The following is a 23,627-nucleotide window of genomic DNA, read 5'->3' on the forward strand; positions in this document are numbered from 1 at the left end:
GTTCGGTTTTTTGCCTACATTCGCGTTTAAGGTATACCCTTATCCAGCCTCTTCCTGCCCCTTCAATAACCTGCTGAACATGCCGCCCTTCTCCGAAGCCAGACCGCTGTAGACTCCCTGCTGGATGACCCGGCCCTGGTCGATGACCAGAATCTGATCGGCTCCCCGGATCGTGGACAGGCGGTGGGCAATGACGATGACGGTCACAGAAGCCTTAATCCGCTCCAGCGCCTCTTGAATCCGCTGCTCGTTCTCGGTATCGAGCGCACTTGTCGCTTCATCGAGCACCAGGATCGACGGCTTGCGGATAATGGCGCGTGCCAGCACCAGGCGTTGACGTTCCCCGCCCGACAGGCGGACGCCCCGGTCGCCGAGCAGCGTATCCAGTCCGTCCGGCAGCTTGCGGACAAAGTCCGCCGAGGAGGCAAACTCCAGTGCCTCCCACAGCTCCGCCTCCTCCGCGTCCGGCTTGATCATCATCAGATTATCGCGGATGGTTGCGTTATACAGGAACGGGTCCTGTGCCACATACCCGATGGATCTCCGGTAGGACAGCAGCCGCTCCCCGGTGATCGGCTCGCCGTCCGCCAGGATCTCCCCGTTCTCCGGCTGCATCAGTCCCATGAGCAGATCAACGAGCGTGCTTTTGCCGGCGCCTGAACGTCCGACAATCGCCGTCATCTGCCGGGCGGGAATCCGCACATTGACGTTCTGGAGCGAATATTGCGGCTCGTCCGCATGATAACGGAAATCGACATTTCGGGCTTCCAGACCGTGCTCCAGCGTCATAGGCAGCACCCGTTCTCCACCTTGATCCGCTTCATGCTCGACAGCGGCCAGACATTCTTCCTGCAGCGATTGCAATTGTTTGAAGGATGGCACTACTGAGGCCAGCTGCTCCAGCAGCGACTGCAGCGTCGAGAAGGTCGGCCACAGCCGGGTGAAGACGAGAATGACCAGCAGCAGATTCGGCCCCTCCACTTGCATGAACCGGAAGGACACGAAGATAAACACAGCAATCAGCAGCGTGGAGGACAGCTTATACAGGAGCTGGGAGTTGGAACGCAGGCGCGTGTAGTCCAGTTGCTCCTGCTTAACCTCGCCAGTGAAGGCATGCAGCCATTCGAGACGGGACTGCTCCAGATTATTGCTTTTGATATCCTTGATTCCGTTCAGCTGATCGGTGATGCCGCCTAGATACGTCTTGCCCAGCTCCGTGCTGCGGCTGCCCAGCCTCTTCGCCTTACGGATGAACCGCCGGGAGAAGATGGACAGCAGCGCCGCACAGACGAGAACCGCCAGTGTCATCTTGGGGGACAGCCAGAAGGCAAAGGCAATCTGCACCAGGGTGAACAACAGCGAAGTCAGGAACTGCAGGAACCCGCTGATACCCGCCAGGACTCTGGCCAGCTCGGTGGTCATCATGTTGATCAGATCGGAGGTGCGCTTCTTCAGAAAAAAAGACCACTGCGCCCGCAGCAATGCGCTATAGACCTCAACCCGCAGCTGCCTGCCATAGGTCTGCTGAATTTCGACATTGCGGATCGCCACGAACCTTGCGATCAGATTCTGGCAGAGCACAATCAGAACATAACTGCCCAGCACCAGCAGCAGCGCTGTGGACTGCGGCAGTTCACTGATGAATCCGAGCATAGGCAGATGATAGCCCGCCGCCGCGCCGCCCAGCTGAATGCCGGCCATGCCAAGCATGGGAACCAGCAGCAGAATGGCGGAGCTCTCCAGCAGACCGCTGATCACCATGCCTAACAGATTAAGATACAGCTTCACGCCCGACAACCGTTGAAGCTGCCGGACGTAGTAGATTATAGCTTGCATGGACCCACCTCGATTACTCGGCTTGTAACACCTTCGCGAACTTCTCCACCACCACGAAGCCTTGCATCGCATCATCCCCGGAGACATAATGGGCTCCGCTGCGCAGCCAGGCGTGGGCAATCATTTGTCCCTGCTTATCGCGGGCGACCCCCATATAGAGAGTGCTCTCAATGCCCCGCTTCTCCAGCATCTTCAGGGCGGCTACCGCCCGGACCATACAGGTGCTTTTCCAGGGAGTATAGCGGCTCATCACCCGGATTGCCTTGGTAATCTGCTGGATGCGGCGAATATCGGAAGGCTTGGATACTGCAGGAGTCTCCAGGGATTTCACCCCAAGCTGCGGGGCTGTCCGGGCAAAGGGGAACAACAGCTGGATTCGGACCAGCATCAGCCGCCATAATGTCTCAGGAAGCAGCGCAAGCAACGCCTTGTCATGCACCAGCAGGAGACGGAGCCGCCGGAGGGTCATCATGGTCCGCTAACGATGGAGACCAGATCCTCATTCAGCAGATTCTGTACAAAATCAATGACATCCTGCTGCGCCAGCTCTGCCGGTACCTCAAAGATCTCCTGAATCTTCCCGGCAATCTGCCGAATCGATACCGGTGAAGCCAATGCTTCCCAGATCTCACCGCCGACTTCGCCGAGGTTGTAGTATTTGCCGTTCTTCACATTCAGCATGACCTTCTCGCCGTCCATATCACTTGCGATATTACCTTCCCGTTGAACCAGTACCGAATCCGGCGACAGCACTTTTGTAGTATTTATATTCATAGGTTCATCTCCTTCACCTTGGGCATAATCGTCTCCATAATCATTTCCGTCTGCTGCAGTGCACTGAAGCCCTGCTCAGGGCGGGTCAGCCGGTACATCGGCAGCCGGTTCACGAACGAGGCCAGCAGCCCGAAGTGCCATTCTCTGACACCCATCGGGTCGACCAGCGCTTTTTGATAGGTATGATTGTATAAGGTATGAAGCCGGTCCAAGCCGCTTATCGCCTCTACGGCCACCGGCCCGTCCTGCACCACAGACAGTTCAAATATGCCGGCCAGCGGCAGCGGCTCACTCTGGAACCGGTCATGTACCGGTACGGCGAACTTGGTCTCCCGCTGAAACAGCGGACGGTACGCAGACGAATTCATTCCCAAATAGTCCAGGCTCTGCTGCCACAGCTTCTGCTGGGGATAACCTGGAACAGCTAATGGATGTCCATTATGCACCAACACGGGAATAACGTCGTCACTGACCAGGAGATGTCCCTGATCCATCAGATAGGAGGCAAGCGTGGATTTACCCGCACCTGAACGCCCCACCAGCGCATAAGCCTTATTATCCAGCACAAGCGAGCTGCCGTGCAGGGCCAGTATGCCTTTTTGCATCAATACTACACCCATACAGCTGCCCAGAATGAACAAGCGGATGCTATCCGGATCTGCGCCTGCTGCTGGAGAGACTGTAATCGTACTGCCGTTCTGTATGGAAAAAATAGCGGTTCCCTTCACCATGAACATCACTTCATGCTCCGCGATGCCCAGATTCGGCGTAATCTTCGGTATTGCTTCCCATCGCTCAAGCAGACGGCCTTCAATTACCGACAGGCTGCCTATTCTTCCGGGCTGATCCGTACGGGGAAGTTCTGGTAGCGCGAACTCACTGAGGATTTGCAGGCCAAAAGCCTTATAACCGGGGCATTGCACTGTGCCAGCCATACTGCTCACTCCATCTCAGTCAATTTCACCCGTTGTCTTGCGGATGACAAGTGGGACCGGCATTACTGTCCTTTGAAAGGACGGTACCGTTTCGGAACATTACTTCGGATAAAGGGATAGCCCTGATCCCCCTCCAGCAAGCTAAGAGGGATTAGGGCTGAGCGGTAATGCAGGAAGACTAGGAGTGACTAACGATTTCATCTGGATCGGCTTGGAACGCATCGGCAATGGATACCCCCGGGCCAGCCATAGTCATTTTCACATCCAACACTTCCAATGCAGGCTTGCTGTATTCCTTTTTCATCTTGTCACCCCCTTTCAAGAAACGTCCTTCAGGAGAGCCGCTTCAAAAAGCGGTAAAACACCAGTCCTCGTGTAAGAAGGCGGAAATCCGTGTTAAAGATTAATAATGGTTCGGGCTCACTACCCAGCCGGTCCAAGCATCCGGCGAGCCCGGGACGATTCAGATAAGACGAAGTACGGGGGTCTTGCAGCATCTCCCTCAGCTCCTGCTGAAACCTCTGCCACTCGGGCAGCATACGCGTAATGCCGTCCGCCCCCTGGATGCCGCGCCGGGTCTGGTTAAGCCTGACCTTATCCGGCAGCCGCCCTTCCATCGCCCGGCGGATGAGCGAGCGGTCCATTCCGTTCTGGACGTATTGCTCCTCAGGCACCGACATACAGAAGTTGATGACACGCAGGTCATTCGTCGCATCCCGGTCCCATACCCTGTACTTCAGCGACAGCTTGGTAGCCGCCGTTCCATTCACATTCCAGACATGCGGCTGGCGGAAATGCTCTCTGCGGATATCGTACACAGTCTGGGAGGCAGGCGACTGGTCCAGCTCCTTCAGCCGCTCCTGCACCCCTGTCCGCCGGGCAAACTCAGGATGGATCAGCTCCGGCGCAGCCTCCTGCTTCCCGGCCATCAGCTGGCCCAGGGCGGGGAATACCTTGCGCCCGGCAATCTTCAGCATTCTTTTGCGGCTTACTCCCATCGAATGGCTGTACAGTTTGTTCTCCCGGTAAAAGCTGAACCAGCGGAATTCACGCAGCAGCTTCGCCTGATAATCCAGCGCCGGTCCCCAGGAGATACTCCAGTTGCCCCGCTGCCCGCTGAGCAGCACACCGGCATTCTTCAGTCCGGCTTGTTCATATATGCCCTTGAGCCAATAAGAATTCTCTATGAATTTGTAGGGCATCTCCATAATATCGAGCCATTCATCAATTTCGCCATATGAGCTTCGGTCAGGAAAATTGTAGAAGCTAGGCTCAATGTTCCCGACATAGTCGATGGTCTCCTGAATATATGGACGCTCATCGGTCACCCGCTGGCCCAGCTTGAACCCTGTAAAGTGATCCAGAGGATACGAGCTGAAGGTGTGGAGCGGCTTGCCGGTACGGCGAAGCTCCTCCGCCGCAAAGCTCACCACCGCCCCTGAATCCAGCCCGCCGCTTAAGTTCGCACCAGCTTCAAGGTGGGTACGCAGCCGGTCCCGGACAGCCCGTCCGAACACCTCACGGAACGCTTCCTCATACTCACCATTGCTGCGCAGCCGGAGTGGCGGCGGAGTCTGGAAGGTGTAATACCTGGAGAAGGTAATCCCCTGCGGGCTGACCGTCATCGAATGCGCCGGGGGCAGCTGCTCCACACCCTGATAGACCGTGGAGAACATATCCGCGACATCCATCCGGCCCTGGCCCGCCAGATATTCCGAGATCCAGCCTTCATGCAGCGCGTGCCCTCCATCCATTAGCGTGAATAGCGGATGAATCACGGTACAGAAGGAGAACTGTCTGCCTGAGCGGTGGAAGTACAGCGTCCGGCTCCCCGAGAAATCCCTCGCTCCAAACAGCGTCTGCCTGCCGGCATCCCAGATCATGAAGGCAAAATCTCCGACCAGATGCACCGGAGCCTGATCTCCCCATTTCTCATAGGCCAGAAGAATCAGCAGGCTGTCCGGCATCGACTCCCGATCCTCCCGGACAACCTGAAGTTGTCCGAAGAGCTCGCTGCGGTTATCAATAATGGCATCAGCTACGATCGCCAGCTTCCGCTGCGGATCATAATAAGGAAGCACCTCGCCCCGGGACTGAGGGGTAATCCACTGTGCGTGGCACCCGAGGAACAGCCCATCCGCACTCCAGCCCCGGGCATCATCCGCCGGATAACGCTGCAGCTCCTGCATCAGGCGCGGGCCAAGCTCCGGGTCCAGCGGCCCATGCTGCATAGAATAGATCCCGGCGATTGCACTCATGGGTTACCTCCAGCTGTCTATAATTTCGCTACCGTTTCAGTAATAGGTTCATTACAACAGGTTCTTAATAGTGAACACTTCTTATTACCTAAGATAACGTTCTTGCCATTAAATGTGAATAGTACCAGAGAGTACTTTAAGGTATCCTTTAGCGTATTGACTATAGTTAAAATCTGTGGTATTGGAACCCTGAAATATGACCTATGGGATATAATGGCTTATACTGTAGGGGTAACAAATATATGATATGGAGTGATAGACCATGCAAGAATTGAAGTTTGTTAGGGATTACAAAGATATAGAGCCGCTGCGGAATAGCTTTTTGGGGCTGGCAAAAGACACGTTCGAGCTGGAGCTGGAGCGCTGGTATGAGGAGGGCTTCTGGACGGATAAGTATGTTCCATATTCTTACGCGGAGGGAAACCGGATCGTGGCGAATGTCTCGGTAAATCTGCTGGAGCTAACCATTAATGGAGTGAAGTCCCCTGCTGTGCAGATCGGAACGGTGATGACTCATCCTGACTATAGAGGACGCGGCCTGTCTGCCCGGTTGATGGACAAGGTGCTGGAGGAGTATGGACAAGCGTGTGAATTCATGTATCTTTTTGCCAATGAGTCAGTCTTGGAGTTCTATCCTAAATTCGGCTTCCACCCGGTGGAAGAACAGATCTTCTCCATGGCCTGCCCCGGGGGCACTGCCGGATCTGCGGCAATCCGCAAGCTGGATCTTGCCGATCCGCGTGATCTGAGTCTGGTCTCTACCCTTGGAGCGCAGCGGGTACCGGTATCTGAGCGTTTTGGCATCGCCGGCGCCCATGGACTATTGATGTTCTACTGCCTGAACGTATTCAGCGACCAGCTCTATTACCTGGAGGACGAGAATCTCATTGCCATCTGCCAGCAGGAGAATGGGCAGCTTGAGCTCTTCGATCTAATCAGCGCACAGCCCGTCTCCTGCCGCGAAATTGCCCTGAAGCTTGCAGACAGCGACACGGAGACGATTGTCTTTCACTTCACTCCTGATGATGATGGCCTGGAGCTGTCAGGCAGCAGCCATTCAGAGGGCCTATTCGTCCGCACTCAGGGCGGGCAGCAATATCCTGCGAACGTTAAGCATCCGGCTACTTCCATCGCCTAGGCGTACGCTACACTTTTACCCTTGTAAAATGTTCATAGCGTCATGAACTGCCCCTGCCGGGCCAGGTAGGCCTCCTTCTCCTTATAGTCCGGCATAATACTGCCCAAGCGCCGCCAGAAGGAGCGGTCATGATTCATATGCAGCAGATGACACAGCTCATGAATGATGACATAGTCGATCACTTCGGGCGGCGCCATGGCCAGGCGGTAGTTGAACGTCAGCTTGCCGTCAAAGCTGCAGCTCCCCCACTTGGTCCGCGACTCCACAATCTCCATACTCTTCGGCTTCACTCTGAGCTGCGTCTGGTAGGGCTTGATGCGCTCTGCGATGATTTTTTTCAGACTGGCCGTATAGAACTTCTTCAGCGCAAGCTTCAGCTCCTCCGCATCCGCCTGCCGGTCCCCGATCAGCTCATGCAGCGCATACTCCTTCCCCAAGTACAAGAAGGCTTCTTCGTCTCCCTCATAAGCCTTAACCCTCGGCACCTGCCGGGCTGCCGCATTGCTGCGCAGCTTCTCCAGAATCTTCGGGCCTAGACTTGCTACCGCACCGAGGATCGTCTCTTCACTCGTTCCCTTGGGCGCCTTAACGGTAATGAGGTCCGAGCCGTCCACCGTTACGGAAAGCTTCTTGCGCTTGGCATACTGGACATGTAACGTAACCATCTGATCTTCTAGTTGAATCTGCATAGCCACCATCGTTTCTGTAATTTCTAATACACACTAATATACCGGATAACCGGATACAAACACCGCCAGATACAGGAGACCCCCCGCAATAAATAGCGTAGTGAGCAGGATATCCTTCCACTTCTTATCCTCCGTCAACAGCACAGCCGCGAACGCCAGCGGAAAAGCAACAGCGAAATAACGCGGAGCGGACAGCAGCCAAGTCGGGGCCACCACATAGACGAAATAGGCGATCAGGTACGCCATGTAGGCGGGATTAAGCTTCTTCGTACTGCGGAGCATTATGAACAGCACCAGGAAGATTGCGCACAAATTCGGCAGCCATAGTCCCAGGAACGACCGGTAATCGGCATCCTTGAAGGTATTGACCGCATATTCCATCTGATATCTCACGGTATCGAAAAAGAAGTAGAACCGCTGCGACCAGTGCTCCCGCTGATAAATACTGAACTGGAACGCGTTGCCCGTCACATTGTAATTGATGTAGAGATAAGCCAGCAGACCGAAGGAGACGCTCACCAGGGAGACAACGGCCAAGATCAGCTTATTCGTAAAAGCCTTCCGGTCCATTGACCTGTAGCCAGCAGCCAGCTCCCTGGCAAATTCCACGGCAATCGGCACGGCCAGCAGAATCCCCGGGGAACGGGTGAATCCGGCCAGCGCCGCACAGAGGCAGCCCAGCAGCCAGCGCTTTTTGCGGACAAACAAGAGCGCCATCAGGGAGAGCAGCAGGAACAGCGCCTCTGTCATGGGAAGGAAGAAAAAGAAGGCTGACGGAAAGATGAAGACGTACTTCACCACCCGCAGGGCATTCCTGCGTCCCATATCCAGCCGGGCCAGCTCATAAGCGAACAACGCCGCCGCAAGCGTGCAGAGATTGGCTACGGCAAATCCGGCAGCCATATAATTGCCTGTGAAGAACTGCGCCAGCTTGATCATCACGGGGAAGAACGGCAGAAACACAATATGAAATCTTGGATCTCCCTCCGTCACATACCACCGCTCGGCAATGCCCAGATAAGACATGGCATCAATTCCGCGGATATGCCACATCTCAATGAAGCGGGAGAACAGGCTGCCGGAGCCTCCCTCCCGAAGCACCCAGAATACATAAGCCGCAAGGATTAGCAGCACCCGGCTGAATATCACCCACAGCACAATCTTCCACCAGATCCGCTGCCGTTCCTCCGGCGAGTCGTCCGTATTCACCGTCCGCAGTGCGCCGGGGCTCAGAATGTACCCGGTTATAGCAGGGATGGCCCGCAGGCCTGTCCAGATAAACAGGACCAGACAGAGCAGGGAAGCCATGGTCCCCGCCAGGGTCCAGGTATGTACTGACACTGCCCATACCCAGCCAGCTATTATCATAACAAGGATAAAGAGTGCTGAAATTACTGTATTGACCTTTTTCACCATAGCCTCCGGTTCCGCAACGTTTGCGTTGTCTTTTCCTCATTTTCTTATAGAAATGCCTGTAGCACAATGATTAGTTTGAGGCGACCAAACCAAATACCCCCACAAAGTGGAGCTTTAGCGTAGGTGATGACTCAGGTACTTTGCGGGGCGCCCCAAAATCAAAAAAGGAACACCGCGTAAGATTCAGCAGTGTCCCTCTTCGGTACAGCACAGGGTAATCCTTGATCAGGATTTCGGAAGCAGCGGGAAATGACAGGCTACCGGACGGCCCGGCAGGACCTCTTCCAGCAGCGGCTCCACCGAACGGCATTTGTCCTGGACGAACGGGCAGCGGGTATGGAACCGGCAGCCCGAGGGCGGATTGGCCGGGGAGGGCACATCTCCCTCCAGCATAATGCGCTCCTGCTTACGCCGTGGTGTAGGCTTGGGAATGGCCGATAGCAGGGCGGCAGTATACGGATGCAGCGGGGCCGCGAACAGCGCCTCCGTCTCCCCCACCTCCACCAGCTTGCCCAGGTACATGACCCCCACACGGTCAGAGATATGACGGACAACGTTAAGACCATGCGCGATGAACAGGAAGGTTAAACCCAGCTCCTTCTGCAGCTTCATCAGCAGGTTAATGACCTGGGATTGCACGGATACGTCAAGCGCGGACACGGCCTCATCGGCCACAATAAACTGCGGATTCAGCGCAATCGCCCGGGCGATGCCAATGCGCTGGCGTTGTCCGCCGGAGAATTCATGCGGATAGCGGTTCCGGCGGCTGGCATCCAGACCCACCAGTTCCATCAGTTCAACCACCCGGGCATCGATCTCCTTGCCGGACATGTTCCAGTGAATACGCAGCGACTCGCCGATAATATCCTTGACGAGGAAGCGCGGATTCAGCGACCCGAACGGGTCCTGGAAAATAATCTGCATCTCTTCCCGCAGCTTCCGCATGTCACGCGAACCCAGCGAATGGATATCCTGGCCCTTGAATAACACCTGCCCCCCGGTCGCACTTTGCAGCCGGAGAAGTACCCGTCCGAAGGTGGATTTGCCGCAGCCGGATTCCCCGACCAGCCCGAACGTCTCACCTTGGCGGATCGCCAGATTGACTCCATCTACCGCCTTCACCTGCCCGACGGTCCGGTTAAGCAGGCCCTTGGTAATCGGAAAATACTTCTTAATGTCCTTAACCTCCACCAGTACTTCTGAGGAGGACGATAGCTTACGGTCCGGTATAGTTGCTGTCTTGTTCATCATGCGCGCTTCGCCTCCCTGCTGGTATCCGCTGACACCGGCTTATCCTTGAACAGCCAGCAGGCGGTCCGGTGATCGCCTGTAATCATGAAATCCGGCGGCTCCTCGCTTCTGCAGATATCCATGGCATGCGGACAGCGCGGGTGGAAGCGGCAGCCCGCTGGCAGCTGCCCTATCGGCGGAATTGTTCCGCTGATCGTATAGAGCTCGCCTCCGCGTCCGCCTTCAAACCCCGGAATTGACTGGAGCAGACCTACCGTATACGGATGGCTGGGATGGTCGAAAATCTCTTCCACACCCCCCTCTTCCACTATAGCTCCCGCATACATCACAGCAATACGGTCAGCCATCTCGGCGGCAACCCCCATGTCGTGGGTGATCAGCAGGATGGACATGCCAAGCTCCGACTGAAGCTTGCGCAGCAGATCCAGAATCTGCGCTTGGACCGTAACATCAAGTGCGGTGGTCGGCTCATCGGCAATCAGCAGCTCGGGGTTACAGGCCAGCGCAATCGCAATGACTACGCGCTGGCACATCCCGCCGGACAGCTCATGCGGGTACTGCTTCGCACGGATCTCCGGGGCCGGTATGCCGACCAGCCGGATCAGATCAACCGCCAGCCTCAACGCTTCCGAGTCACTCTTGTTCTGATGGAGCCGCAGACTCTCCGCAATCTGCTCCCCTATGGTAAAGACCGGATTCAGCGAAGACATCGGGTCCTGGAAGATCATTGCAATCTGGTTACCGCGGATTTCCCGCATCTCCTCCTGGCTCTTCGCCCCCAGATCCTGTCCATGGAAGTCAATGGTTCCATCCAGGATCATACCGCCCGCATAATCAATCAGGCGCATAATCGCCAGCGAGGTGACACTTTTGCCGCTGCCCGATTCGCCTACAATACAGACCGTCTGGCCTTTGTCCACAGTAAGAGAGATGCCGTCGGTTGCTTTGAGCAATCCCTTCTCTGTTGCAAAGCCGGCGGTCAATTTCCGGATTTCGAGTAGTTTTTGCGCCATTGTTCCAGCCTCCTCCGGGATTTGGTCACTTGCTGTCTGGGATCAAGGGCATCCCGGATGCCGTCGCCGATAAAGTTAACCGCCAGCACCACCATCAGGATGCAAAAGCCCGGATACACCGCCTGCATCGGATCAATCAGCATGAACTCCTGCGCGTTGCTGAGCATCAGCCCCCAGCTCGTAGCCGGAGCCTGAATACCAAGACCCAGATAGGACAACGCGGATTCACTGAGAATCGCGCCGCCGACCATTAAGGTCGCATTGACAATGATCGGGAAGCTCGCATTGCGGAGCAGATGCCGGAAGATGATCCCCCAGCTGGATACGCCGATTGCTCTGGCCGCCTCCACATACTGCATCTCCCGCAGCTGCAGGAAGGTTCCCCGGACCAGCCGGGCAATACTCATCCAGCTCGTGAACGCCAGAATCAGGATCATGAATTTAATCTGTGTTCCGAACAGCGCCATCACCAGGATATTCAGGAACAGGGATGGGACGGAGTTCATGACGTCAACAATCCGCATGAATACCGTATCCACGAATCCGCCGAAGTAACCCGAAATGGCTCCGACCACCGATCCGACCAGCACGGATACAAAAGCAACCGAGAAACCGATAAGCAGCGAAATCCGTGCGCTGTACAGCAGTCTGCTGAGAATATCGCGGCCCAGCTCGTCAGTGCCAAGGGGATGCCCCTCCGCTCCAGGCTTCAGGTTGGCGAACATCAGATCAATCTTCTCCGGCCCATAGGAGGTCAGGAACGGTGCGCAGATCGCCAGCAGCACAAAGATAAGCAGGACGATCAACCCGCCCATAGCAAAAGGATTGCGCGAAAACTTCTTCCACAGCACTCTCCACGGGCCGGGAGGTCTGTCCAAATCCACCACCGGAATTTCGGGGTCAGTTCCGCCCGGCATAGGACTCATATCCGGCGTTCCCAGCGGCTTGGATACCTTCCCTTTGGTAAGCTCTGTATTGTCTGTACTCATGCTGCCTTCCCCCCTTGCTTACCGAGCTTCACCCGGGGATCAACTACGACATACAATATATCTGCCAGCAGATTGCCAATGACGACCATCACAGCCGTTACGATAGTCACAGCCATCAGTGCCGAATATTCGCGTGCAGTGGCCATCTCTACGAACCAACGGCCCATTCCCGGCCAGTTGAATACATTCTCTGTTAGTGCAGCCCCGCCTACCAGGATCGGAAGATCAAGGCCGAGTATCGTAATAATTGGAATAAGCGCATTGCGCAGGGCATGGCGGAAGACGACCTTCCGTTCCTTGACGCCTTTGGCCCGTGCTGTACGGATATAATCCTGATCCAGCACCTCCAGCATACTGGCCCGCGCATACTTCATATAAGAGGCCAGGAACCCAAGCGCCAGCACCGTTACCGGCAGCACCAGATGCATGAATAAATCAGCTATACTGCCTTCCTTGCCTCTTGTATGCATATCCGACAATGGGAACCAGTCCAGCTTGAGCGACAGCCACTGCTGCAGCAGAATCCCGAACCAGAAGGTCGGCATGGCGAAGCCCAGATAGGAAATGAAGGAAGCCGTCTGATCCGATAAACCATAGACTTTGGTACTATTATAGATTCCCCAGGGGATAGCGATCAGCAGGGATACCAGCCAAGCCGCGCCCATCAGGATTACGGTATTGCCGATACGCGGCCACAGCAGGTCCGAGATGGCAATATGGTTCTTGAAGGTATACCCCAGATCTCCTTGCAGCAGGTCGCCGATCCAGTGGAAATACTGGATATGAATCGGCTGATCCAGACCCAGGTTCTTGGCCTGCTGCTCGAAGATTTCCGGTGTCAGGCCCGGCGCGAGCATCACTTGCGTAGGGCCGCCCGGAGCTGCATGGATGAGAAGAAAGGTCAGTATGGTAATCAGAAAGATGACCAGTACCGATTGAAGCACTCGACGTATCAGATATTCTGTCATTGGCTAGCCTCCTAGAGATGGTAAGGCGATAGATTACGGAAGGCCCCCTATTTATACAAAAGGGGGAGGTGAAAGAGATTCTCTTTCACCTCCCGCAAGTCTATTCAGTTAGTCGGTACGTTACTCGGTTACCCACCATTTGATAGCGTGGAAGAACTGTCCGTAGCCCAGTGACGGCTCTGGAGCGTCCTCCTCTGCCCAGTGCACTCTAGGCCCTGTTCCGATCGCCTGACCATACTGATACAGGAATACATAAGGAAGGTCGGTTGAGATTTCCTTACCTACTTCTTTGTAGATTTCTTTGCGCTCAGCCTGATCTACCGTGGAATATCCGTCTACCCACAGCTTATCCAGCTTCTCGTTCTTATACCAGCCGCTGTTCTGTCCCGCAGGCGGGAAGTACTTGGAGGAGAAAATGCTCTCTGCATCCGGGTCCGGTGTATTCAGGGACCATGCCAGCAGCAGGGCCTGATATTTACCCGGCGTTACGTTCTGGTCAATCCATGCAGCGAAGTCGATCGCCTTAGGCTTCACTTCAATGCCGACATCCTTCAGGTTCTGCTGGATAACAGCGGCTACCTGTTCACGGCGGCTGTTGCCGGCATTATACTGCAGCTCAAAGGAGAAGCGGTGGCCGTCTTTGACCAGAATGCCGTCCTTGGCATCCGCAACCCAGCCGTCTTCAGCCAGGAGCTTCTTGGCCGTTTCGGCATTGTAATCATAGTTCACAGCAGCATCACCCGGGTCAGCCCAGGTATCCGGCAGGAACGGCGCATTCATCAGCGCGCCTACGCCCTTCAGGATATTATCCACCATTCCTTGTCGGTTCAAGGCATGGGCAATCGCCTGTCTGGTCTTCTGTCCCTGGAACAGGCCGTAGCCATCCGGGAAGTTCTTGCCGTCAAAGTTGAAGTTAACATATTCGTACTGCGCGCCCGGCTTCTGGATGATATCGATTTTCCCGTCAGCCTTAACTGCTTCAACCTGGGTTACCGGAATCGCGCTGATATGATCCGTGTCGCCCTTCATAATCGCCTGAACCTCAGTGTTCTGGTCAGCATAGATCTTGTAGATCACCTGAGCGATATGAGGCTTCACGGTTCCCCAGTAGTTCGGATCAGCATCCAGGGTATGGCTCTCGCCTTGCTTCCAGGCTGTCCACTTCCACGGTCCGCTTGTAACGGTCTTGGCCGGATCAGTACCATAGGGGTTCTTCTGCATTTCGGTCGGCTTCACATCCTTCAGGACATGGGCTGGAACAATCTCCTGGACCAGCGCATACAGGAACGGCGCATAGACTTGGGACATTGTGATCTTGACGGTGTGGTCATCCACCTTCTCAACGCTCTTCACCTTGTCAAAGGCACTGATCAGCGGAGAGCCTGTCTCCTTATTCTTGGCCATTTCAACGGTGTAGATTACATCATCTGCGACGACGGGCTGGCCGTCACTCCATTTGGCGGTATCCTTCAGCTTCACAGTATAGGTCAAGCCATCTTCAGAGATCTCCGGCAGTGCGGCAGCCAGTGACCAATCCTCTGCCTGTACATTGCCTTCACGGTCGAGATTGTACAGCTTGGCGAAGACGAACTGGGCCACATCACCAGACGCGGTGTCATTAACTAAGAGGGGATTAATATTAACAATATCGGAGAATGAGCTTGTAACCAGTGTTCCGCCGTCAACAGGCGCGTCAGCCGCAGGTGCTTCCGTAGCATCAGGCGCCGTACTCTCTGCCGGAGCTGTAGTGGCTGCAGGCGCGCTTGTTGAAGAACCTGCAGTGTTATTCGTACTGCAACCTGTAAATAGAACCCCTACCAACGATAATACTAGTAAACCTGACCACCATTTTCTCTTTTTCGCCATTCCTTTACTCCTCCTTAGTTAAGTGCTTGTACCTGCTCTTCAAAGCTTCTCGGGAGACTGGGATGCTCCGGATCGTTATGCGCCTAGCCCCTAATGACCGCCTTCGCATTACATGTGATATAACATCACACATGATATATATTGTAGAAATGCGATGAATAGACCGAGGGTCAATTAAGGTCAGGGACAACATTCCCGGCGGGAAGCCTTACAACTTCCCTGATAAATTATGGTTTATATTACATGTGAATATATCTTACGTCAATATATTTATTTATCGCTGCGGAATCTTACTTTTTTGCTCTTGAAACATTTACTTCCAATGTATCTTGGAAAAAATGCAAAAAACTCTTTTTCTCATAATTACAATGAGTTTAATAAGGTTAGTTTTAATGACACTTTTCTATCATTTTCGCTTTTTTTCGACATTGTGCATTATAATTCCGCATGTTTCAGCACTTATTTCCTTGTCATCGCCCGCTTTTCAGGCACAAAAAAAGAAGGATAACGGCTCCGGGCTCCCTCTGCCCCCGGCTCATTATCCTTCCTTATATGCTGATGCTTTTTTTATCTTTTTTGACAAAATCGTGACTGAACTACTCTACCGACTTCAGCGCTTCAATCATATGAATCCGCTTGAGCTTGATGTGCATGAATGCCATTACGATGCCTGAGAATAGTATGGTCAGCAAGGCTGCATAGATGTAGCTCTGCCACTTGATGAGCGGAGCGAACATGGTGGCATCCAGCTCGGCAGTTGACAGGACGAACCGGTGCAGGATCACCCCCAGGGCACTGCCGGACAGGATGCCGAGCAGGGTCAACAGGATATTTTCCCGGTAAATATACAGAGTGACTTCCTTATCATAGAAGCCGAGCACCTTAATCGTAGACAATTCGCGGACCCGCTCGGACACGTTAATATTGGTCAGGTTGTACAGAACTACGAAGGCCAGCGCGGCAGCAGAGACAATCAGCACCACAATGACGATATCCATACTGTCCATGGTTCCCTCGAACGCTTCTCCCACTCCGCTGGAAAAGCTGACCAAGGCCACCTGTCCATTCGCAGTCAGCTTCTCCCCGAAGGCACTCTCCCACTCCTTATCCTTGCCGCTGTAATTCAATAATTGAATATTATAGACCGGCTCCTTGCCGAACACCTTTGTGTAGTAAGCCGGAGTCATGTACACATAATGCAGCACATAGTTCTCGGTGACCGCCGCTACCTTGATCTGGAATGGCTCATTGTTGCTGTCCAGAAGCGTCAACGTACCCCCGGGTGCCACATCATACAGCTTGGCCAGCTTCTCTGTAATGACCGCGCCCTCGTCACTGAGTACACGCGGCTTACCGGTGCTGCGGTCCTTAAGATTAACGAAAGACGCCAGCTCAGCTGTATCCGAGGGAACAAAGATCCGCACTTCCTGGTCGTTCACGCCTTTGGCCCGGGCCGTCGTAGCCTCCTGCAGCACATTCAGCGTGCCTGTAACTGCAGTCTCCTGTTCAATCAGTTCCTTATAGGAAGCTTGATCTGCGGCCGTTGCATTGTCGTGCAGGGCGACCAGGGCGCTGTATTTCATAATGCCGCCGAACTGCCGCTCGGCGATGCTGCCGATGGAATCCTTCAGCCCAAAGCCGGTGAGGATCAGCGCGGTACAGCCTGCCACCCCGATAACGGTCATGAACATCCGCTGCTTGTAGCGGAACAGGTTGCGGGCCGTGACCTTTTGCACGAAGCTGAGCCGGGTCCACAGGAACTTGAAGCGCTCCAGCATAATACGCTGTCCGCTCTTCGGTGCCTTGGGCCGCATCAGCACAGACGCGTTGCTCCGCAGCTCCACCCGTGAAGCGATCATCGCCGTCATCGTTGTACAGATCAGCGCCACGACTATGGAAATAACGGCGTAAGAAGGGTAGAAGCTCTTGATCACATCCGGCAGGTTGTAGAGCGAGCTATAGGCATTATAGATCAGATCCGGGAAGAACGTGAAGCCGACTGCCAGGCCTGCAATGGATGCCGTAAGGCTGGCCAGTGTTCCATACACCAGAAACTTGGTCATTATGTCCATAGCGCCGTATCCGAGTGCCTTCAACGTCCCGATCTGGAGCCGCTGCTCCTCCACCATGCGGGTCATCGTGGTTAAGCTGACAAGCGCGGCAATCAGGAAAAAGAATACCGGAAAAGCCGACGCAATCGCGGACAGACGGTCCGCATTATCCTTGTATTCGGCGTATCCCGGGTTAATCGTACGGTCAGCCACGTATACCTTGGGCAGCTCCGGCTGGCTCTGTGCGGCGGATGCTGCCTGTTGTTGTTGCGTCTGCTGTTGCGCCCCCTGCTGAACCGCCGCCTGCTTGGCCGCTGCTACCGCCTCCGCCTTCAGCTCCTCCAGGCGCTGCGCCGGGTAATCCTTCAGCGCTTCCTCTGTCTCTGTGAGGTGGCGCTCAACCAACGTGTCGTAGGCCGGAGTATAGGCCGTCTCCGCAGCCGTATCCTTGAAGCTGAGATAGGCCTCCGTATACACCGGAAGTGTGAAATCCCCTTCCGGGATGACGGCGAACGCATCGGCAGTGCCTTTGCCGATCCGGCTGGTTCCGCGGTTCGCGGTCTCAATATATTGCGGGCTCTGCGCGAACCCTACTACGGTATAGGTCTTGGTGCGGAAGCTCTGTTCGGGCTTCTCCCCAGCCTCCCCGCCGAAGGTAATGGAATCACCGAGCTTGAATTTTTCCTGTTCGCGCAGGTGTTCATCCAGCACAATCTCTCCCGGGGCTGCCGGGAGATGCCCGGCGGTGAGCTTGTAGCTGTTCAGTTCATTATTGTCCGCATACGAATAGACCTTGGCAATCAGCCCGCTGTCGCCAAGAAATACGTCAGAGCTGTATACAGGCTGAACCGTCTGCACCCCGGGAATCCCCCGGAGCTGCTTAATCCCTTGCTCCGACAGCCCGTAAGTGGACTGGACCCGCAGATCCATCAGCCGCAGATCCTTATAATAAGTCGCAGCGGTATCCAGCATATCCGGCCCGGCTGACTTGATCCCGGAGAAGAAGCTGACCCCCAGCATAATAATCGCAAAGATCGAGAGGAACCTCGCCTTGGTGCGGCGGATCTCCCGAAAAACATCCTTCCATAATGCCTGTTTCTTCATCATTCCCGGCTCCTTACCATTCAATATCTTCTACGGATACCGGTGCTTCGTTCTTCACCATTTTCCGTACCTTGGCGTTGTTGATCTCAATAACCCGGTCGGCCATCGGAGCAATCGCCAGGTTATGCGTGATCACAATCACTGTTGTGCCGGTGTCGCGGCAGGTATCCTGCAGCAGCTTAAGCACCTGCTTGCCGGTATTGTAATCGAGCGCACCGGTCGGCTCATCACAGAGCAGCAGCTTCGGCTGCTTCGCCAGCGCTCTGGCGATAGCCACGCGCTGCTGTTCTCCGCCTGAGAGCTGGGCCGGGAAGTTATTCAGCCGCGCGCCAAGGCCCACATCCTCCAGCACCTTCCGGGCATCCAGTGCCCGGGGCGAGATCTGCGAGGCCAGCTCGACATTCTCCAGAGTGGTCAGATTAGGGACCAGATTATAGAACTGAAATACGAAACCCACGTCATTACGGCGGTAGCCGGTCAATTCCTTGGCGCTGAAACGTGCGATGTCAGTACCGTCCACAATGACCTGGCCTTCGTCGGCGGAATCCATCCCGCCCAGTATGTTAAGCACCGTTGACTTCCCCGCCCCGCTGGGCCCTACAATTACAGCAAATTCACCCTTTTCAATCTCGAACTCAATGCCGTCATTGGCGACAATCAGGGTCTCCCCCATCTTATAGCGCTTATACTCGCCCTTCACCGTTACGAATGCCATGCCGTCTCCTCCTGTCTTCTCCACAAACCGCTAATACACCAGAACTGGCAGATACGATTCAATGACTCAAGTGTAGCACATGAACCCCCTATGATTGCAAAAGTGGGGAGAGGCCGCCCCGCCTCCGCTGAATCCAATTGACGCAGACTGCCAGCGAGTATTCCCCCCACAGCAAAAAACCTCCTGACGGAGGTTCCTGCTCACGGGTGTTGTTACTCATTCTTATTTATGGGGTCGGCATTCCGCCGTTGGCATTCAGGGTCTCACCGCTGACATAGCTTGATTCCTGGCTGGCCAGGAACACATAGGCCGGAGCCATCTCGGCAGGTTGGCCGGGGCGTCCCAGCGGGGTCTTAGCTCCGAAGTGCTTCAGGACTTCCTCCGGCTGTCCGCCGCTTACCTGAAGCGGAGTCCACACCGGTCCGGGGGCAACCACGTTCACCCGGATTCCCTTAGGCGCCACCTGCTGGGCGAACGCTTTGCTGAAGGTATTGATCGCGCTTTTGGTAGTCGCATAATCCAGCAGAATCTCTGAAGGCTCATAAGCCTGAATGGATGAAGTGTTAATAATCGTACTGCCGGGCTTCATGTGCTTCACTGCTGCCTTGCAGAGCCAGAAGAGCGAGTAGACATTCGTTTTGAAGGTAGCATCGAACTGTTCAGTGGTCAAATCGGCGATGTCTTTCACGAATTGCTGCTTACCGGCGATATTAGCCAGGATATCAATTCCGCCCAGCTCCTCTACGGCCTTGGCAATCAGCTGCTCACAGTACTTCTCGTCCTTCAGATCACCCGGCAGGGCCACCGCCTTGCGTCCGGCTTCCTCGATGAGCTTAACCACTTCCTTCGCGTCAGCTTCTTCCTCCGGCAGATAGGCCAGCACCACATCGGCGCCTTCACGGGCAAAAGCAATCGCTACCGCCCGCCCGATTCCACTGTCCGCTCCCGTAATAACAGCCTTCCGTCCAGTGAGCTTCCCGCTGCCTTTGTAGGTGCCCGCTCCGTCATCGGGACGCGGGTGCATTTTCGTTTCTAAGCCCGGACTGGGCTGCTGCTGCTCGAATTCAGGTGTCGCCTTTTCATATTGCTGCACAGGATCTTGAATCTTATATTGATTACTCATGATAATATTCCTCCTCTGTTCGCTTCTGATTGTGTAGGCTTCTGACTCTTTCTATGTAACCAGCTTCCCTTTTTCCTAAACGAATTATGTATGAGCGCCGTAACAAAATAGCCCCCTGCCAAAAAGCAAGGGGCCATATCTGTATAACCTCAATGGATCAGAACTCCTCGTACACGGCCGGGTCCTGGTCCCACAGCGGTCCGGTGGACGGGAGCTCAGAAAGCACCTTCATCTCAGCCTCTGACAGCTCGAAGCCAAAAATATCCAGATTCTCCCGCTGATGCTCCTCCGACTGCGATCTTGGAATCGGAACCGCTCCCAGCTGCACATGCCAGCGCAGAACAATCTGTGAGACCGATTTGTCATGGACTGCGGCGATCGCACTTAGCTGTTCATTCTTCAGCAGCTCCGTGCCGCGTCCCAGCGGACTCCAGGATTCTGTGATGATTCCGTGCTTCTCATGATGCGCACGCTGCTCCGCCTGTTGATAGAAGGGATGCAGCTCGATCTGGTTCATAGCCGGTACCACTCCCGTCTCCTTGATCAGACGGTCCAGATGCTCCGGCAAAAAGTTACTGACTCCGATAGAACGGATCAGCCCTTTTGCCCTTGCATCAATCAGTGCTTGCCATGCTTCCACATACAGGTTCACCTTGGGATTCGGCCAGTGGATCAGATACAGGTCATAATAATCCAGCCCTGCCCGGTACAGCGATTCCTCAATAGTCTCGAGCGCTTCATTATACTTGTGATGGCGTCCAGGCAGCTTCGAGGTAATGAACAGCTGGTCTCTGGCCACGCCGCTCTGCCGCACCGCCTCCCCGACAACACCCTCATTCTCATAGTTGAATGCGGAATCGATGAGACGATAACCTAAATCCAGCGCTGTCTTCAGACTCTCTACACCCCTCGCGCCCTTGATCCACGCGGTACCAAAGCCAATCGCAGGCACCTTCATTCCATCGTTCAGCAGTACTTCCGGAATATGATTCGTCATGTTCATTCAGCCTCCTGTATTTAGATAGTAGCAGCCCCAGCCGGTATCTTAACCAGCACCTGATACTGCTTACCCTGTTTCAGTTCCTTCAGAACACCGTCTTCCACTAAGCTGCCGTCCAGATACACTTCGATTGCCGCTACGCCAGACTCACGCTTCATCTCAATCTGCAGCTCAGCGCCTCTGAAGCTGCGCTTCACGGTTGCTTCCTGCCAGCCGGAAGGAAGCTGCGGCTTCACCTGCAGTCCTTCCCGGCAGCCTTGCAGGCCGAACAGTCCATCAATCAGGCAGCGGTACACCCACGGAACGGTTCCGGTGTTGAACAGATGGCTGGAGCGTCCGGCAGTCTGCGGGAACTGCTTATAAGCCCCCCGGTAATAGTTAGGGATGAACACCGGCAACTGGCCCCGCCGAATGATATCCTCGATATCGGGCCCGGGGAGCATTTTGCGCAGCAGACGGTACGCGTGGTCCTGCTCACCTACTGCATACAAGCCATAGATATAGAACGCTGCGGCATGGTTGTAGACTGCGCCGTTCTCGGCTGTCCCCGGATGCTTCTGGGTGACCCGGCCCACATCCTCGCGCATGGCGGTATAGGACGGTGCCAGCTTTTCCACTCCATACGGGGTCTCCAGCTGTTCATGGACCGACTTCATCAGCTTCGCCCGCTTCTCCTCATCCACCGCACCGCTGAGCAGCGCCCAGCCCTGGGGATTAATGAAGATCCGGCCTTCCTTGTCACTGCTGATACCGAACACCACATTGTCATCGGTAATTCCCCGCGCATACCACTCGCCATCCCAGAAGTACTGATTGACGAGCGCATTCATCTCCTCCGCTGCAAGGCGGAAGGTCTTGGCGACATCCGTACGGCCGCTCCGCTCACAAATATCCGCCCAGACCACACATGCATACGCGGTAGCGATGGTCAGCCAGCCGGACACGCCTTGCCCCCGGTACCCTACCATATTCATCGGGTCACACCAGTCCCCCTGATTGATATAATTCAGGCCGCGCTCATCCCGCTCATGGAGCAGCCACTGCACCGCCCGGTCGATATGCTCATGCACAGGTCCTGTCTCCAGGCCGCCCGCATACGATACTTCCTCATCCAGAATGCTGTAATCATCGGTCTCATCCAGATAGGTACTGAGGCAAACCGGCAGCCAGACACAATGGTCTGTATGCGGAACCTGATTGATATATTTCAGTTCAGCCGCTTCATGCAAAATAATCCCGTCCGGCATCGCTCCGCTGGCCTCCTGCTGGCTTAAGGCCGTCAGGAACGCCGCTCTTGCCGTCTGCGGCTTAAGATAGCTCATCCCCATATTATCCTGCAGATAATTCCGGGTCTGCGGGTCGGTGGTCAGGCGGTTGGTCTGCCCGTGATAGTACATCTGCCGGGGCAGCCAGTGGTTGACCAGATTGTCGAGATCCGCATCCGGCGTGGAAATCTCAATGCCCCCTCTGCCTTCCGCAATGTACTGCGCATATTCCCGCTCGGCGCGCACGAATCCGTCCTCGCCTGCCGCATCGGTATCCAGGAACAGCTTCCGGCGGATCTCCGCGATTCTCTGCTCACTCCGGGCCGGGCCGAAGACGAAGCGGTATTCACGTTCTTCCCCCGCAGCCAGATCCAGACTGTATTGCAGGGCCGCAACCGGGGTCTCATAACGGGCTTCGCCTTGCGCCAGCCGCTGGCCCTTAAGCGCTGACGGCGAGCCGATTCCGCCTTCGCCCTCGAAGGCTTCCTGATTCACTTCCCAGGAGGCCGGGGCATGGTCGGCCAGCAGGAAGGTTTTGTCCTTCAGATGCTTGATTGCGGCATAATCCTGATATTTCTGATAAGGTGTGACCGCTGTAGCCACAATTGCCTGCAAGCCTTCCTTATACTCGCCGGACTGATTCATCCATGACATGTAGCCGATGGTGAAGTAGGGGTAGATGCTGATCTTGCGGGGAGCGGCGGACAGATTAGTCACCTTCACCCGCCACAGCTCCATCGGGTCATCCTTTGGCAGGCTTAGCGTCATCTCTATAGCGATCCCGTTCTTCTCGACGGTCCAGACAATATTATGCTTCCCTACCGCAAAAGTATAATGATCCGGAGGGGTGCGGACAGGCTCATAAGGGGCAGAGAACAGCTCCCCGTTCTCCTCATCTTTGACATAGACGAAGCGTCCCGGGTGGTGGGCGTAATAAGGCTGCTCCGGCTGCATGAACGTCTTGGCCTCCAGATTCGGCGCATAGGAGTACTTGGCTGGCTCGGGCTGCATGAACTGGGCTACCGCATAGCCCCGGCAGTTCATATGAATCATCATCTGCTCATTCCACAGGAACCCCGAAGCCTTGGGGAGAATGGTGGGACTGGACAGCTCATAATATTCGTTATCTTCAGATGCTCTTATCATTTTCGTGCCTCTCTTTCCGGATTATCATTCTGCTCTCTATTCTATCTTGTTTAAGAATACGCTCTCATAGGTTTGGCGGCAAGTCTGCCG

General features: G+C 55.1%; 19 protein-coding genes. 1 reads left to right on the forward strand and 18 read right to left on the reverse strand.

Annotated elements, in window-relative coordinates; genetic code table 11:
- Positions 1 to 39 precede the first annotated feature (39 nt).
- The 6 genes from MKY96_RS24670 to MKY96_RS24695 form a co-directional block, all read right to left on the reverse strand.
- Complete coding sequence (locus MKY96_RS24670) at positions 40 to 1,836, reverse strand: ABC transporter ATP-binding protein (RefSeq protein ID WP_340944098.1); 1,797 nt, start codon at positions 1,834 to 1,836, stop codon at positions 40 to 42.
- A 13-nt stretch (positions 1,837 to 1,849) separates the two neighbouring features.
- Positions 1,850 to 2,308 carry a lasso peptide biosynthesis B2 protein gene (locus MKY96_RS24675; protein WP_340944100.1) on the reverse strand — a complete coding sequence of 153 codons (459 nt, stop codon included), beginning with the start codon at positions 2,306 to 2,308 and terminating at the stop codon, positions 1,850 to 1,852.
- Positions 2,305 to 2,610, reverse strand: a complete 306-nt coding sequence (locus MKY96_RS24680) for a lasso peptide biosynthesis PqqD family chaperone (RefSeq protein WP_340944101.1) — start codon at positions 2,608 to 2,610, stop codon at positions 2,305 to 2,307. The genes MKY96_RS24675 and MKY96_RS24680 overlap by 4 nt, the downstream gene beginning before the upstream one ends.
- Positions 2,607 to 3,545 (reverse strand): aldolase, encoded by a 939-nt coding sequence (locus MKY96_RS24685; RefSeq protein ID WP_340944102.1) that lies wholly within the window; start codon positions 3,543 to 3,545, stop codon positions 2,607 to 2,609. The genes MKY96_RS24680 and MKY96_RS24685 overlap by 4 nt, the downstream gene beginning before the upstream one ends.
- A 178-nt stretch (positions 3,546 to 3,723) precedes the next feature.
- Positions 3,724 to 3,849 (reverse strand): paeninodin family lasso peptide, encoded by a 126-nt coding sequence (locus MKY96_RS24690; protein WP_036694602.1) that lies wholly within the window; start codon positions 3,847 to 3,849, stop codon positions 3,724 to 3,726.
- A 28-nt stretch (positions 3,850 to 3,877) separates the two neighbouring features.
- Entirely contained in the window at positions 3,878 to 5,803 is a 1,926-nt protein-coding gene (locus tag MKY96_RS24695; RefSeq protein WP_340944105.1) for an asparagine synthase-related protein, read from the reverse strand.
- A 262-nt stretch (positions 5,804 to 6,065) separates the two neighbouring features.
- Here MKY96_RS24695 and MKY96_RS24700 point away from each other — a divergent pair, with 262 nt between their 5' ends.
- On the forward strand, positions 6,066 to 6,941 hold the full coding sequence (locus MKY96_RS24700; protein ID WP_340944106.1) for a GNAT family N-acetyltransferase: 876 nt from the start codon (positions 6,066 to 6,068) through the stop codon (positions 6,939 to 6,941).
- A 32-nt stretch (positions 6,942 to 6,973) separates the two neighbouring features.
- On the opposite strand, the gene MKY96_RS24705 is transcribed toward MKY96_RS24700, so the two are convergent.
- The 12 genes from MKY96_RS24705 to MKY96_RS24760 form a co-directional block, all read right to left on the reverse strand.
- Positions 6,974 to 7,630, reverse strand: a complete 657-nt coding sequence (locus MKY96_RS24705) for a M48 family metallopeptidase (RefSeq protein WP_340944107.1) — start codon at positions 7,628 to 7,630, stop codon at positions 6,974 to 6,976.
- Between the two features lie 33 nt (positions 7,631 to 7,663).
- A complete protein-coding gene (locus MKY96_RS24710) occupies positions 7,664 to 8,971 on the reverse strand; it encodes a hypothetical protein (protein WP_340944109.1) in 1,308 nt (435 codons plus the stop codon).
- A gap of 300 nt (positions 8,972 to 9,271) precedes the next feature.
- Positions 9,272 to 10,297 (reverse strand): ABC transporter ATP-binding protein, encoded by a 1,026-nt coding sequence (locus MKY96_RS24715; protein ID WP_340944110.1) that lies wholly within the window; start codon positions 10,295 to 10,297, stop codon positions 9,272 to 9,274.
- The gene (locus MKY96_RS24720) at positions 10,294 to 11,310 is read right to left on the reverse strand and encodes an ABC transporter ATP-binding protein (RefSeq protein ID WP_340944112.1); all 1,017 of its coding nucleotides are present in this window, start codon (positions 11,308 to 11,310) and stop codon (positions 10,294 to 10,296) included. Before MKY96_RS24720 ends, MKY96_RS24715 begins: the two co-directional genes overlap by 4 nt.
- Positions 11,277 to 12,236 carry an ABC transporter permease gene (locus MKY96_RS24725; RefSeq protein WP_340944767.1) on the reverse strand — a complete coding sequence of 320 codons (960 nt, stop codon included), beginning with the start codon at positions 12,234 to 12,236 and terminating at the stop codon, positions 11,277 to 11,279. The genes MKY96_RS24720 and MKY96_RS24725 overlap by 34 nt, the downstream gene beginning before the upstream one ends.
- A 59-nt stretch (positions 12,237 to 12,295) precedes the next feature.
- The gene (locus MKY96_RS24730) at positions 12,296 to 13,267 is read right to left on the reverse strand and encodes an ABC transporter permease (protein ID WP_340944113.1); all 972 of its coding nucleotides are present in this window, start codon (positions 13,265 to 13,267) and stop codon (positions 12,296 to 12,298) included.
- 120 nt (positions 13,268 to 13,387) lie between these two features.
- Positions 13,388 to 15,133 carry a peptide-binding protein gene (locus MKY96_RS24735; RefSeq protein ID WP_340944114.1) on the reverse strand — a complete coding sequence of 582 codons (1,746 nt, stop codon included), beginning with the start codon at positions 15,131 to 15,133 and terminating at the stop codon, positions 13,388 to 13,390.
- Positions 15,134 to 15,729: 596 nt separating this feature from the next.
- Positions 15,730 to 18,291 carry an FtsX-like permease family protein gene (locus MKY96_RS24740; protein ID WP_445671456.1) on the reverse strand — a complete coding sequence of 854 codons (2,562 nt, stop codon included), beginning with the start codon at positions 18,289 to 18,291 and terminating at the stop codon, positions 15,730 to 15,732.
- A gap of 10 nt (positions 18,292 to 18,301) precedes the next feature.
- Positions 18,302 to 19,003 carry an ABC transporter ATP-binding protein gene (locus MKY96_RS24745; RefSeq protein WP_340944116.1) on the reverse strand — a complete coding sequence of 234 codons (702 nt, stop codon included), beginning with the start codon at positions 19,001 to 19,003 and terminating at the stop codon, positions 18,302 to 18,304.
- Between the two features lie 226 nt (positions 19,004 to 19,229).
- Positions 19,230 to 20,126, reverse strand: coding sequence for an SDR family oxidoreductase (locus MKY96_RS24750; RefSeq protein ID WP_340944118.1), 897 nt, complete (start codon positions 20,124 to 20,126; stop codon positions 19,230 to 19,232).
- Between the two features lie 157 nt (positions 20,127 to 20,283).
- Positions 20,284 to 21,123, reverse strand: a complete 840-nt coding sequence (locus tag MKY96_RS24755) for an aldo/keto reductase (protein WP_340944119.1) — start codon at positions 21,121 to 21,123, stop codon at positions 20,284 to 20,286.
- Between the two features lie 20 nt (positions 21,124 to 21,143).
- Positions 21,144 to 23,537, reverse strand: coding sequence for a GH36-type glycosyl hydrolase domain-containing protein (locus MKY96_RS24760; RefSeq protein WP_340944120.1), 2,394 nt, complete (start codon positions 23,535 to 23,537; stop codon positions 21,144 to 21,146).
- Positions 23,538 to 23,627 lie beyond the last annotated feature (90 nt).

It is taken from the genome of Paenibacillus sp. FSL R7-0302, from assembly GCF_038006885.1.
GTDB lineage: Bacteria > Bacillota > Bacilli > Paenibacillales > Paenibacillaceae > Paenibacillus_AQ.